General features: G+C 44.0%; 14 protein-coding genes. 13 read left to right on the top strand and 1 reads right to left on the bottom strand.

Features of this window, described 5'->3' with window-relative positions; all coding sequences use genetic code 11:
* Positions 1-155 precede the first annotated feature (155 nt).
* A complete protein-coding gene (locus GXO74_13740) occupies positions 156-824 on the bottom strand; it encodes a hypothetical protein (protein ID NOZ62729.1) in 669 nt (222 codons plus the stop codon).
* Between the two features lie 174 nt (positions 825-998).
* On the opposite strand from GXO74_13740, the gene GXO74_13735 reads away from it, so the two are divergent.
* The 13 genes from GXO74_13735 to GXO74_13675 form a co-directional block, all read left to right on the top strand.
* A complete protein-coding gene (locus GXO74_13735) occupies positions 999-1,205 on the top strand; it encodes a hypothetical protein (GenBank protein NOZ62728.1) in 207 nt (68 codons plus the stop codon).
* A 449-nt stretch (positions 1,206-1,654) separates the two neighbouring features.
* The gene (locus tag GXO74_13730; protein NOZ62727.1) at positions 1,655-2,236 is read left to right on the top strand and encodes a DUF255 domain-containing protein; all 582 of its coding nucleotides are present in this window, start codon (positions 1,655-1,657) and stop codon (positions 2,234-2,236) included.
* Positions 2,237-2,572: 336 nt separating this feature from the next.
* A complete protein-coding gene (locus GXO74_13725; protein ID NOZ62726.1) occupies positions 2,573-4,936 on the top strand; it encodes a glucosamine-6-phosphate deaminase in 2,364 nt (787 codons plus the stop codon).
* A gap of 67 nt (positions 4,937-5,003) precedes the next feature.
* Positions 5,004-5,348 (top strand): hypothetical protein, encoded by a 345-nt coding sequence (locus GXO74_13720; GenBank protein NOZ62725.1) that lies wholly within the window; start codon positions 5,004-5,006, stop codon positions 5,346-5,348.
* A 468-nt stretch (positions 5,349-5,816) separates the two neighbouring features.
* Positions 5,817-6,785 carry a polyprenyl synthetase family protein gene (locus GXO74_13715; GenBank protein NOZ62724.1) on the top strand — a complete coding sequence of 323 codons (969 nt, stop codon included), beginning with the start codon at positions 5,817-5,819 and terminating at the stop codon, positions 6,783-6,785.
* 3 nt (positions 6,786-6,788) lie between these two features.
* On the top strand, positions 6,789-7,811 hold the full coding sequence (locus GXO74_13710) for an FAD:protein FMN transferase (GenBank protein ID NOZ62723.1): 1,023 nt from the start codon (positions 6,789-6,791) through the stop codon (positions 7,809-7,811).
* 53 nt (positions 7,812-7,864) lie between these two features.
* Positions 7,865-8,809 carry an SDR family oxidoreductase gene (locus tag GXO74_13705; protein ID NOZ62722.1) on the top strand — a complete coding sequence of 315 codons (945 nt, stop codon included), beginning with the start codon at positions 7,865-7,867 and terminating at the stop codon, positions 8,807-8,809.
* Positions 8,802-9,854: a glycosyltransferase family 9 protein gene (locus tag GXO74_13700; GenBank protein NOZ62721.1), complete on the top strand. Its 1,053-nt coding sequence runs from the start codon at positions 8,802-8,804 to the stop codon at positions 9,852-9,854. The genes GXO74_13705 and GXO74_13700 overlap by 8 nt, the downstream gene beginning before the upstream one ends.
* A 289-nt stretch (positions 9,855-10,143) precedes the next feature.
* Positions 10,144-10,491, top strand: coding sequence for a ribosome silencing factor (gene rsfS, locus GXO74_13695; protein ID NOZ62720.1), 348 nt, complete (start codon positions 10,144-10,146; stop codon positions 10,489-10,491).
* Positions 10,488-12,140: an arginine--tRNA ligase gene (locus GXO74_13690; GenBank protein ID NOZ62719.1), complete on the top strand. Its 1,653-nt coding sequence runs from the start codon at positions 10,488-10,490 to the stop codon at positions 12,138-12,140. Before rsfS ends, GXO74_13690 begins: the two co-directional genes overlap by 4 nt.
* 27 nt (positions 12,141-12,167) lie before the next feature.
* Entirely contained in the window at positions 12,168-13,070 is a 903-nt protein-coding gene (locus tag GXO74_13685; protein NOZ62718.1) for a sugar kinase, read from the top strand.
* Between the two features lie 16 nt (positions 13,071-13,086).
* Positions 13,087-13,506: a YjbQ family protein gene (locus GXO74_13680; GenBank protein NOZ62717.1), complete on the top strand. Its 420-nt coding sequence runs from the start codon at positions 13,087-13,089 to the stop codon at positions 13,504-13,506.
* Positions 13,507-13,526: 20 nt separating this feature from the next.
* Positions 13,527-14,230 (top strand): ATP-binding cassette domain-containing protein (locus tag GXO74_13675; protein ID NOZ62716.1); only part of this gene is annotated, 704 nt, incomplete at its 3' end.

The raw sequence follows: 14,230 nt of genomic DNA, 5'->3' as shown, positions 1-14,230 counted from the left end.
GACCGCTCTTGTTGACCCTAAAGACGGAAACGACAAGAAAAAGTTTCAGAAAATTTTGCGACGAATCGGTTTCATGGCAAAAGCGCCCCCAAAGGTTCAATATCGCGGAATTTGTTGCATATTAAAAAGAAAAAAACTCACGCTTTCCGTTCTTTTCACTCCACCGGCCGATAACCCAATTTATGAAATGGATTCACAAGACTGGTGGCAATATTCATCAAATGCGAAGCGACACGTTTCAAATAGCGCATGTAAAGCGCCAACGCGACAGCGTCTTTTATCTGCAAATCCAAACTTTCGTTTTGAATGAGTTCAAACACTCTGGCGTCGCAATCTTTCTTGATCCGCCACAACTCATCGAGTAATTGTTTTGCGCTGTCTGTTTCTGATTTTTCAAACGCCAAAATCAAACGCCCGAAATTATCTGAGATGATCTGTTCATTCTGCTTTAGCTTCTGTTCCCAGGGGCCGCCGCGTAAACGACCGGGATGATTTTGTGCTAATTCCACAATATTTTTTGTGTAATCGCCGATCCGCTCGATGTCGATGACAATGCTGATTAAGATCAGCCCAAGATTCAAATCGCTCACATCGCTGACGGCGAGATGCGTGAGCACTTTTTTCCTCACCTCACGCTCAAACTTGTTAATTTTAATATCTTTTCCCTCAATATCAAAACTGAGCTCTGCCGTGTCGCTCTCACGCAAAGATTTTACAGATTCACGAAACATTTCCCAATCCTCTTTCAACATCACCAGACACGCGGCCACCGCTTGTTCCATGAGACTCTTTTTCCCAAATAGTTTTTGCAATTCTTTTAACATGATTCACCTCATATTTTGGCGCTAATCTTTTGATTTTAATATAATGAGTTTTCGCCTGTGACGCAAGCGAAATTTTTGTCTGCAATGAAACTTTTACGAGAAACGGGCATCTAATATTTCTTTAAAGTTTCTTTTTTTACAAAGCGGAACCGTATGCAAAATCATGAGGAAATTATGAAAATCTGGAAACGAATAGGGATTATTCTGATTGGCGCTATTTTGGGATTTGCATATTACAAATTTATCGGATGTCGATCCGGATCTTGCCCTATCACCAGCAATCCATACATCAGCACAGGATATGGAGCGCTAATAGGCATTGTTCTTTCTTTTAATAGGAAAGAAGACAAGAAAAAGAAAAAACTACAGGAGCAAAATTAATGGATTCGTTAATTCCAATTTTATTTTTTGTCGTGTATGTGATATTGCTGCGCTATGTTTTACCCAAAGCGGGGATCTCTACCTGAATGCCTCGCTCCTGCGACTTTCAGGATGAAAGTGAAGACAAAACGAACATTAATGACGCGCAAATCGAGAAAAATGAAGCATAGAATTCATCGAAAAATTATGAAAAAAATGAAATTGCCGGGGACAAATTAGTTTTTCATGTGGAGACACTCAATTTTTATCGCTTCACAAAACGCAAAATATCAGCGAGCGGAAAAGGCGATGTTCTCCGTATCGTTAAAAAAAATAATAAGCGTCACCTAATCGTCAGGAAATAAATCTGTGGCTACGGCCGTGAAAATTCACTACCCAATTCCGGCTACGGACAATTTAAAAAAGCGTTTCGCTTTTGGGTTAAAGTTAAATTCTATTGGAGGATTATCATGAAAAAGTATTTTAGCGTATTTTTGCTTTTAACTGTAATTTTTGTATGGGGCTGCTCTGGGTCGGACAGCGAAAGCATTGCTCAGGACAAGCAACAAAAGGTAGAGAAAAAGAGCGACGCCAAGCCAGAAGTCGTTTGGATGAAATTTGACGAGGGTCTGGCGAAGGGCGCAAAAGAAAATAAAAATATGATCATCGATTTTTATACGGATTGGTGTCACTGGTGCAAAGTGATGGACGAAAAAACTTTCCAGAACCCCGAAATCGCCAAAAAACTGGCGGAACGCTTTGTCACCATCCGCATCAACGCGGAAAGCCAGACAGAAACCGCCCACTTTCAAGGTCGCGAATTTACCAATGTGCAGTTGACACAAGCGTTTCGCGTGACTGGTTTTCCCTCGCTCGGTTTCCTCACGTCGAAACAGGAAGTCATTACTGTGATCCCGGGCTACATTCCGGCGGACAAATTCGGTTATATTCTCGATTACATTGATCAGGAGTGCTACAAAAAAAATGTATCTCTGCAAGAGTTCATTGACAAAAAAGGCGATTGCGGAACGACAAAAGCGAAGAAGATGTGACGTCAATTAATGAAATTCTAAGGGATTATAGTAAAACTGTAATCCCTTTTTTTATGCATGGATATTAAAAAAAACTTGATTAATGGAAAAATATTTTTAAATTATAGCATTAAAATGGGCTTTGCTATTTTTGAAGTAATTTGCAGAAAAAATTGGCCGATATTTCACCGAATCGCCAGTCTCAATTTTTCTCCAAATTCATAAACAGAACCATAATCTGAAACGGACGCTACAAATTTTTCACATACGCAATTGATTTCTTTTCTGTATGACGGTAGTCTCGCAGTTTAGCGGGGGAAGACATTTTGAATGACAATTGCCAGAGAAAGGATGAACATGAACAAGACATTGAATTTTTCATTTAATGAATCGAATGTTGAAAAAGAAGCGCTTGAAAGGAGTGGATTGGATCCAATTTATCCGCCGACAGAAAAAATTCCTGTTATCATTGTGGATAATTTCCCGGCGTTGGGAAAGCTGACCGCGGTTCGCTTTTTGGAGTGGGTACAAAATAATCCCCACGGCGTCATTTCTCTTCCGACCGGGAAAACCCCCGAACATTTCATCAGATGGGTAAAATATTTTCTCAAAAATTGGGGTAAAAAAGAAATCAAAGAAGACCTTCGCTCCTGGGGTTTGCTCGATACGACGAAAAAGCCTGAAATGGAGAATTTGCGTTTTGTGCAAATTGACGAATTTTATCCGATCAATTCCCTGCAATACAACAGCTTTTACCATTACATCAATCGCTATTACATTAAAGATTTTGGTCTCGATAAAAATAAAGCCCTGCTCATCGACGCTTACAAAATCGGCGTGCCGGAAGACATGGATCCCCAAAAAGTTTTTCCCGATGAAAAAGTTGACTTGAGTCTGCGCTATCGACAGCCAACTTTAAAGCAGGAACGCGTGCAAAAACAAGTTATTGAAGCCATCGACCAGTACTGCTTCGATTACGAAACCAAAATTCGCAAGATGGGCGGCATTGGCTTTTTTCTTGGCGGCATCGGCCCGGACGGACACATCGGCTTTAATGTTCGCGGCTCGGACCATTTCTCCACGACACGATTAACACCGACAAATTACGAGACACAGGCAGCGGCAGCCACGGACATGGGCGGCATTGAAATTGCCAGGAACCGGCTGGTCATCACCATCGGATTGAGTACAATTATTTACAACCCGGCAGCGGTCGCCATAATCATCGCCGCCGGCGAGGCAAAGGCAAAGATCATTCAAAAGGCAATCGAAAACAACCCCAACAATTTGTATCCGGCAACGGCGCTGCAAAAATTGCCGCGCGCACGATTTTATTTGACGCGCGGCGCCGCTAAATTTCTCGTTGAACGCCGCTTCCAGGAATTGGCAAGGAAAGAAAATTTGTCGGACGAAGACCTGGAACGCGTGACCATCAATTTAGCTCAATTGAACTCAAAAAGATTATCTGCTTTGACAGAAAAAAATTTCACCGAAAACAAAATCGGAAATCTCTTGCTGTCCAAAACCTCAAAACAAGTCGCTGAAATCATTCAAATGACGGAAAATTCCATCAAACAGAAAATTAACGATGGTGTCGCGCCCGTTAGCGGAGAGATTTTCATGCACACTGCGCCGCATCACGACGATGTCATGCTCGGATTTTGGCCCTACATGGTGCACCTGGTGCGGGATCCGAAAAACGTCCATTATTTTAATTACATGACCAGCGGCTTCACCGCCGTCACCAATAAGTATGTTTACGATTTACTCAAAATTTTGCGGTACGATTATATTGACACAGCACAATTTCAGCGACTTCACGCCCAGCATTACTTTGATTTCTCCAACGCGCTATTTCGCGACCGGGACGTGTACCATTATCTTGACGGCGTCGCCGCGCACAGCCGCTCAATAAAAAATGAAGCGCAAAGCCGACGTCTGTTACGAAATTTAATGTTCATTTTTGAAGAAGAAAGTTTACAGCATATCAAACATCGCATCGATGAATTGCTCAATTATTTTCACACACAATATCCGGGCAAAAAAGATATGACCTACATTCAGCGACTCAAAGGAATGATCAGAGAATGGGAAGCGGATCTGTTGTGGGCCTATCTGGGTTTCAACTCTCAAAACGTAAAACATCTCCGTCTCGGATTTTACCAGGGCGAAATTTTTACCGAAGAACCGGAAGACCAACGCGACGTCAAGCCAATTATCAGATTGATTGAAGAAATTAAGCCGACCATCGTTACCGTGGCGCTTGACCCTGAAGGCAGCGGTCCCGATACGCACTACAAAGTCATGCAAGCGATCAGCGAGGCCTTAAAAAAATACACCAAAAAACACAAAAAAGCAAAAATTCAAATCTGGGGCTATCGCAATGTGTGGTACAGATTTCACCCGGCCGAAGCGACGACTTTTGTCCCTGTTTCCCTGAATTCTTTTGCCAGCCTGGACCAGGCATTTCATAGCTGTTTTGGTTCGCAGCGGGCAGCGTCTTTCCCAAGCTACGAGTTGGACGGCCCGTTTTCCCGATTGGCGCAGCAGATTATGGTCGAGCAATATCAATTGATAAAATCTGCGCTGGGAAGAGAGTTTTTGTTCGAAAATAAACACCCAAGGCTTCGCGCGGCGCGCGGTTTTAATTTTCTAAAAAAAATGACCCTGGAAGAATTTTTCCAGCATTCCGAAGAACTGCGCAAGAAAACAGAAGAATAAATTTTTTGTCGAGACGTCAATAAAATGTCCGACAAAAGGAAAACTCACTTTTCCGAAGGGAGCAAAGATGAGAAATTTCGCGAAGGCAATGATCGTTTTTCTGGCACTGACAATCATCGGTTGCGCCGCCAGCACGCGCATCAATGACATACGCCAGGATTCGCGACGCTACCACAACCGAATTGTGAATGTCAGCGGCGTTGTCAAAAACACCGTCACAATGCCGATTTTGGGCATTGGAATTTATCAAATCGACGATGGTACGGGCACGCTGTGGGTCAAGCCAAAAGGAGCAATCCCGTTTAAAGGAGATCGGGTTTCGGTGACCGGAAAAATAAAAGTAGGGCTCACCATCTCCGGCAAAAGCTTTGGACTCGTGCTCATTGAATCAAAAGACGATCCCTATTATTGATTTTAGTAAATTACACCAGCAAACTGACCGCCGGGAAATGTTGTCTCGCCGAATGATTATCGGGCAAGTTGAAGGCAGTTTTGCCGGCGAACTTTCACAGCCGGCAACGATAAAATTTAAGGAATCGCGGGATCGTTATTGCCAGTGCAATTGAGTTGAGGCTTTTCCGGAATTGTTCAAATTTTCCATTGCTTTTTAATAGACATTTTTTTAGCAAAAATTTGCAATGAAACCGTTGAATGAATGACTAATTTTTGCTTTTAGCGAATCAATTTTAACTGTCATTACCGATTTAGGCGAATATCCCTGAATTTTATCCAGTGAAAGCAATTTTGAAGATTTTTTTATTTGCATTTAAATGTTCAAATTGTTACTTTTAGGATTCTTTAAGAATCACAAATTCAGCCTCATTTATTGTTGGAATTTAGAATAGACAATTAACCGATAGAACAAGAAAGGCAACCACCAGTGCTTGACAAAATTTGTTTCCCTATTTCCGAAGAAATACAGCAGCTCGAACAAAAATTTAAAACCATCATCCGTTCCGAAGTTCAACTGGTCAATGACGTTTTCAATTATGTCATTACTGGCAAAGGCAAACGGCTGCGCCCGATTTTGCTTTTTTTGTCCAGCGGCCTCACCGGCAAGCCGACGAAAAAGTCGATAGATATTGCGCTTGTTGTGGAATTGCTGCACACAGCGACGCTGATTCACGACGACGTGGTTGACAACTCGGACATGCGTCGCGGCAATCCGTCGGTGAATAGCATCTGGGAAAACAAGATTTCAGTGCTCATCGGTGATTTTTTATTTGCTCATATTTTTAATAGATTATTGGACATGCAGGACGAAAGAATGATCAGGATCATTGCCGACATATCTATTAAGATGAGTCAGGGCGAGCTGCTGCAAATGGAAAAATCACGCGAGCTTTTATTGGATGAATCCATTTACATGCGCCTCATCTCGAATAAAACTGCATCGTTATTAGCCGCAACCTGCCAGCTCGGCGCCATGACTTCACAGATTCCGACTTATGAGCACCAGGAAAATATGAGGCTTTTTGGAGAATATCTTGGCATTGCCTTTCAAATTAAAGACGATTTGTTAGACTACTACGGGACAGAAGAAAGCTTAGGCAAACCCATCGGAAAAGATTTAATTGAAAATATTATCACTTTGCCGGTAATCCATAGTCTGAATAAAGCCGATGACACAGAGCGAAAAGGTATTCTTGCACTGTTAGAGAACGGAAAAGATAAACATGTTCCGGAGATCAAAAACTTTGTCAAGAAAAATGGCGGCATTGAGTACGCCGAACAGAAAGCTGAGTTTTTCATTCAAAAGGCGCTGCAAAAACTTGATAGTTACTCCCAGTCTGCCTACAAGGATTCGCTGCTTCTGCTGGCAAATTACATTACTTCTCGGGATAAGTAACTCATGAATAAACTGATAGTTACGTTATCCGCCATTTTCTTATTTTCGCAATGTCAGATGAATAATCAACTGCGCCCGGCGGCGCAGACGCGGATTTTGATGGATACAGTTGTACAAATCGTCGTCTATCATCCCCAAAAAACAGAAGAACAACTCCAAACAATCATCGATCGCGCATTTCAGCGCATGGAGCAAATTGATTCGTTAACAAATAATTACAGCGATTCCAGCCGGATCAGTTTTGTCAATCAAAACGCCGCCATCAAATCAGTTCCCGTGGACACTTCGCTGATGAAAATTTTGCGTGTGAGCGAAGAAGTGAGCCGCCAAACAGCCGGCAATTTTGACATGACGATTGGCGCGATCAAAAAATTGTGGAAATTTGAAACCGAACACCCCCATGTTCCCGAGGCAAACTCAATTCGAAAAAATCTTGAACTTGTCAATTACAAATTGGTCGAATTAACCGCTGAAAAAGTAAAATTTCAGAAATCAAACGTAAATTTAGACCTCGGTGGCATTGCGAAAGGTTACGCAATTGACGAAGCTATTCGTATTATTAAAGAAGCAGGCGTAACAGACGCCATGGTGAATGCCGGCGGCGACTTGCGCGTCATTAGCAGCGATTTGACGCGAGGGAAAAGACGCATCTGGCTGCGCCACCCGCGCCATGAAGGAAAATTTGTCGGCTGGTTTCCATTGGACGAGGGAAGCGTCGCGACATCCGGCGACTACGAACGTTATTTTTTTCAGGATTCAGTGCGTTACCATCACATTTTGGATCCGAAAACAGGCTATCCCGCGCGAAAGTGTGTGAGCGTCACCGTTCAAACAAAAAATGCCACCATCGCCGACGCTTTGGCCACAGCCATTTTCGTGATGGGGCCGCAAAAAGGCATGATTTTTGTCAATCAAATGCCTGATGCGCAGGCGCTGATTATTTATCAGAAAAATAATAAACTGAACATCGTTGGTTCAAAAAATTTGCTGGAAAAATTTAATTTTGCCAAAGATTGGAAAAATTGAAATTTTTTCTCATCACATATTTTTAATGGGTAAACAGCAAGGGAGATTGCCACATGCCACGAACTTTAGTCACCGGCGGGGCCGGATTTTTGGGATCGCATTTATGCGAGTACCTGCTGAAAAAAGGCCACGAAGTTATTGCAATGGACAATTTGCTCACCGGGAACATCGCCAACATCGAGCATCTGCAAAGCGAGCAATTTAAATTTATCAAATATGACGTCACGCAATATATTTACATTGCCGGGCACATCGACTATGTGCTCCACTTCGCCTCGCCGGCGAGTCCGTTGGATTATTTGCAGTTGCCGATTCAGACAATGAAAGTTGGCGCGCTGGGTACGCACAAGGCGTTGGGTTTGGCGCTGTCAAAAAAAGCGACATTTCTCATAGCGTCAACGTCGGAAATCTACGGCGACCCATTGATCCATCCGCAGCACGAAAATTACTGGGGACACGTAAATCCCGTGGGACCGCGCGGCGTTTACGATGAAGCGAAAAGATTCGCCGAAGCGCTCACGATGGCCTACAATCGCTATCATCACGTCAACACAAAAATCGTCCGCATTTTTAACACCTACGGCCCGCGCATGAGGCCCAACGATGGCAGAGCAATTCCGACCTTTGTGCCCCAGGCGCTAAAAAACGCGCCCATCACCATTTTCGGCGACGGCTCTCAGACGCGAAGTTTCTGTTATGTGGATGATTTGATGGAAGGCATTTATCGACTACTGCTTTCCGACACCAATGATCCGGTGAATATCGGCAATCCGCAGGAAATGACTATCAAGCAAATGGCGGAAACAGTAATTCGTCTGACCGGAAGCAAGAGTCCGATTGTTTTTCAGGATTTGCCCGAGGACGATCCCAAAATCAGACAGCCGGACATCACAAGGGCGAAAAAGCTGCTGGGATGGGAACCGAAAGTCGATTTTGAACATGGTTTGCAAAAGACCATTGACTGGTTCAAATCGCTCGATCCGGAAAATTATGATTAGAAAAAGATCAAATTCAGAAATAGAAAAAATCCTGATCATTCGTCTCAGTTCCATTGGCGACATTATTTTGACAACGCCGGCAGTTCGATTGATCAAAAAGCGATTTCCCCGTTCTGAATTGGATTTTGTCGTTAAAAAGCAATTTGCAGAACTAGTAGCGCATCACCCGGCAATTCATCATCTCTACTTTTTTGACAAAAACAATGATGATTTTTCTTTAAAAAAAATTAAAAGACAAATCGTCAGCGAGCGCTACGACCTGATCATTGATTTGCACAAAAATTTTCGCAGTTTTTATTTGACAACTTTTAGCCGCGCAAGACGCGTTGTCCGCTACTCCAAGTTCTCGCTGCGGCGATCTATTTTTGTTAAATTTAAAATAAACTTATTTAAAAAAGTTGTCCCGATTCACCAACGATATTTACTGCCATTGCTTCAATTTAGCATTTCGGATGACGGAGAAGGATTGGAAATTTATTTTTCGCCGACAATCAAATCCGAAATTGAAAAAAAATATGAGCTTTTTTTTGAACAAAATTTTGAAAAAATAATTGCCATTGCACCAGGCGCCAGTTTTGCCACGAAACGCTGGCTGCCGGAATATTTCCAACTGGTGATCAGCCACTTTGCTGAAGACAAAAAGAACGGCATAATTTTAATTGGGAATCAGCAGGATCGGGAACTTATTGATTCTTTGAACATTAAAGCCTATCGAAACGTACTTGTCGCCGCCGGAGAACTTTCCCTGCTGGGAACAGCCGCTCTGATGGACAAATGCCAATTAGTGATCACTAACGACTCCGGTTTAATGCATCTCGCGACGGCTTTGAAGAAGAAAATTGTAGCAATTTTTGGCAGCACCACCAGGGAATTGGGATTTTTTCCGGTGACGAAAGACGCGGTCATTCTGGAAAATAACCAGCTCTCGTGCCGTCCCTGCTCTCATGTGGGTCGCGATCGCTGTCCGAAGAAACATTTCCAGTGCATGGCTGAAATCCAACCGCGACAGGTGATTGAAGCTGTGGAATCAGTTTCGAGTCTGTAGTTCCGAGTTTTGAGTCTCGAGCTGGCGATGCGAATTTTGTACTGAGAGTTGCGAGTCTTGTGTTTTTAGCCTTATTTTTGAAACCAGTGTTTGTAACTATTCAACCTCGAAGCCGCCAAGGCTCCAAGATTTAATTATTTAGTAAAAAAATAATTTTTTGGGGAACCGCTTTGAAGAAAAATATGTTTTGAACAAGCGCCAGGTTCATTCGAGGTTGCAATCAGTCAATAAACCCGGAACGCGAAACCAGAGACTCAAAACTGAAAACCATTCGGAGGAAAAAATAAATTTGGACTCAAAAGAATTAGCGCATTTAGTCGCCCAATTGTCTTTGGAAAAGAAAGCCGAAGACGTTTTGATTTTAGATTTGAGGGGGGTGACGACAATTACAGATTACTTTGTGATTTGCAGCGGTGATACAGACATTCAGGTGAAAGCCATTTCCGACAACATCATCGACGAACTTTCCGAGCAAAAAATCAAGGTGTGGCATCGGGAGGGATATGAATCATTAAATTGGGTGTTGTTAGATTTAGTCGATGTTGTTGTGCATGTCTTCCGCCCGGAGACGCGTGATTTTTATAATCTGGAAAAATTGTGGGGAGATGCTGAGATAACCAAGATTGAGGACAAATGAAAAATATACAAGACATTTTGCAGGAAATTATCGCGGAAGCGGCGAGTAAAGCAGGCTACACCCTGGAGAAAAAAAATATTACCATCGAAGCAACACGTCAGGAGAGTCACGGCGACTTGGCAACGAATGCGGCGTTGCGCCTGGCATCTGTGGCAAAAAAATCGCCGCGACAGGTGGCAGAAGAACTGATAAAATATTTGAAACCCGATACTGAACTCATTGAAAGAGTGGAAATTGCCGGTCCCGGCTTCATTAATTTTTTTCTTGGTTGGGGCTATTATCGCGAAGTTCTCCGCGCTATCATTCAAGCAGAAAAATCTTTTGGCTTGTCCAATATCGGAAATGGCGAACGCCTGCAGATCGAATTTGTCAGCGCCAATCCCACGGGGCCATTAAATGTTGTCAGCGCCCGCGCCGCCGCAATTGGCGATGTAATGGTGAATTTGTACAACGCTGTTGGCTTTAAGGCAGATCGGGAATTTTATCTCAATGACGCCGGCAGACAGGTGCGTCTGCTTGGTGCGTCCGTTTCCAGCCGCTACATGGCGTTATTTGGCAAAGAAGAACCCTTTCCGGAAGATGGCTATCACGGGGACTACGTCATCGATCTGGCAAAAGAAATCAAAGACGAATTTGGCGATAAATTTGTTTCTCTTGCCGAAGCTCAGCGCGTCGAAGAACTGAAAAATATTGCGCTGGAAAAAATGATTCGCGCGCAAAAAGAGATGATGGCGCAGTATCGCGTTAATTTCCAGAATTGGTTTCGTGAGAGCTCGCTGCGCGAGAAAAATGCCCATTTGAAAGTTCTAAATGAACTTCGTCAAAAAGGCTACACCTATGAACAGGACGGCGCCGTCTGGTTTCGCAGCAGCGAATTTGACGACGAAAAAGACCGCGTGCTGATCACCAGCGAAGGCGAACCGACCTATTTTTTGGTGGACATCGCTTATCACCAGACAAAATATGAGCGTGGCTACAAAAAACTCTACGACATTTGGGGCCCCGACCATCATGGCTACGTCCCCAGAATGAAAGCCGCTCTGCTTGCGCTGGGCCATCCGAAAGACAGTTTTCACGTGGAAATTGTTCAACAGGTGAATTTGCTCCGCAGCGGCGAACAGGTGAAAATGTCTAAACGCGCGGGTCAAATTATCGAAATGAAAGAATTGATCGAAGAAGTCGGCGTGGACGCTGCTCGCTTCTTTTTTGTCAATCGCAAATGTTCCAGCCATCTGGATTTTGATATTGAACTTGCTAAAAAGCAAAGCGAAGAAAATCCGGTTTATTACGTGCAATACGCGCACGCGAGAATTTGCAATATTCTCAAATATGCCGCTGAGCAAGGGCTGAAACCCGCGAAAGATGCTGAATTGTCACCAATTAAGGAACCCGAAGAAAAATTGCTGATCAAAAAATTGCTGCAATATCCCGACATCGTACAGGGCGCCGCTCTCGCCTGGGAGCCGCATCGATTGACGAATTATTTGCAGGAAACCGCGGCGGCTTTTCACCATTTTTATCACAAGCATCGTGTCGTGACCGAGAATCGGGAATTGAGTTTGGCGCGGCTGAAGTTAGCGCAGGCGACAAAAACGGTTTTGGCAAATGCATTTTCGATTTTGGGAATCACCGCTCCTGAATACATGTAATCCGAACTCAAATCAAAAGAGGAAAATATGAGCATACTGGTTGTCGGTTCTGTGGCTCTCGATACTGTAGAAACTCCCTTTGGCAAGACGGAAAATACACCAGGCGGATCAGCGACTTTTTTCAGCGCCGCCGCCAGTCATTTTGACAAAGTCAACGTCGTCGGCGTGGTTGGCGATGATTTTCCTTTCGAAGAAATTTCTTTCTTGCGCGAACGAGGCGTTAATTTCGAGGGATTGGCACAAAAACCGGGCAAAACTTTCCGCTGGGGCGGGAAATACAACGAAGATTTGAATGACCGGGAAACTTTATTCACCGAGCTCAATGTTTTTGAAGAATTTGATCCTGATTTGCCGGAAAACTACCGGGAAATCCCCTACGTTTTTCTGGCAAATATTCATCCGGAATTGCAATTAAAAGTTCTGTCGCAGACCATCAATCCTAAATTGGTGGTGCTGGACACCATGAATTTCTGGATTGAAGGAACGCCGGAATTGTTGAAGGCTGTTCTAAAAAAAATCGACATTGTAATTATCAATGAATCCGAAGTGCGGCTGTTGTCTCAGGAAGAAAATCTTTTCATTGGCGCGAAAAAAATCCAGAAAATGGGACCGAAAACACTCGTCATAAAAAAAGGCGAACATGGCGCTCTGTTGCTGCACGAACATGAGATATTTTTTGCGCCGGCATTTCCGCTGGAAAATGTCACCGATCCCACTGGTGCGGGAGATTCCTTCGCCGGCGGATTTGTTGGTTATCTTGCCGGCACGGACAAAATTACGCCAACAAATTTGAGAAAAGCAGTGTTGTACGGCAGCGCGCTGGGTGCGTTTTGTGTGGAAAAATTCAGCTTCGAACGGTTAAAAGAAATCACCAAAAAAGATATCGAAGAACGCTATCTGGACTTGCGGCAAATGTTGCGGGTCGAATAAAAAAAGAGAGACAAACATGCTTGTAGTCAACGATTTTATCGACATTTCTACTAAAGGATTCACCGACATCATTGACATCACTCATGATGTGGCGGATGCTGTGAGAAAATCAGGCATTAACTCTGGTACTGTGACTGTTTTCATTTCCGGCTCAACCGCCGGAGTGACAACGATTGAGTACGAACCCGGCTTATTGAAAGATTTGCCCGAAGCTTTCGAAAAAATCGCTCCGCAAAGAAAAGGCTACCATCACGACGCCACCTGGCATGACGGAAACGGATTTTCTCACGTCCGGGCAGCCATGTTAGGGGCGTCGCTCACAATACCATTTCAAGAAAAACTTTTACTTTTAGGCACGTGGCAACAAATTGTCGTCATCGACTTTGACAATCGCTCGCGGCAGCGGGACGTTGTCGTGCAGATAATGGGTGAATAAACCTCAAATTTTGTGATCACATGATTGAAATAAAAGATGTCAGTCTAATTTACGAAGTCGATCCGGAGCCGGTGACGGCGCTGGAAAATGTCAACCTCACAATTCGCGAAGGGGAATTCCTCGCCATCATGGGGCCCAACGGCAGCGGCAAAACCAGCCTGGTGCGCTGTCTCAACGCGCTGCTTCTCCCCTCTTTGGGAAAAATTACCATCGACGGTTTGGACACGCAAAAACTTGAGAATCATCTTCCCGTGCGCAAAAAAGTGGGCATGGTCTTCCAGAATCCGGACAATCAAATCGTTTCCACTTCTGTGGAACGCGAAATTGCTTTTGGACTGGAAAATCTGGGCGTTCCCACAGAAACGATGCACCAAATTGTCGATACAATTTTGCTGCAATTTCATCTGGAACAATACCGCCATCATCCGCCGCACTTGCTCTCCGGGGGAGAAAAACAACGGCTGGCATTGGCCTCCGTTCTCGCCATGAATCCCAAATATCTCGTTTTAGATGAGCCGACTTCCATGCTCGACCCCCAGGGCAGAGAAGAACTGCTACAATTACTCAAAGAAATAAAAGCCGACAACGCGCACAAAAAAATCACCGAGCAAATCACGATTATCTTCGTCACCCAATTTCCCGAAGAGGCGGAATTAACCGACCGGCTCATCATAATGAACAAAGGCGAAATCGCCTACGACGATGCGCCGGACGTCGTCTTCCA

It is taken from the genome of Calditrichota bacterium, from assembly GCA_013152715.1.
Lineage (GTDB): Bacteria > Zhuqueibacterota > Zhuqueibacteria > Thermofontimicrobiales > Thermofontimicrobiaceae > 4484-87.
The sequence above is the reverse complement of the archived record's forward strand: the minus strand, read 5'-3'. Positions and strand labels throughout refer to the sequence as shown.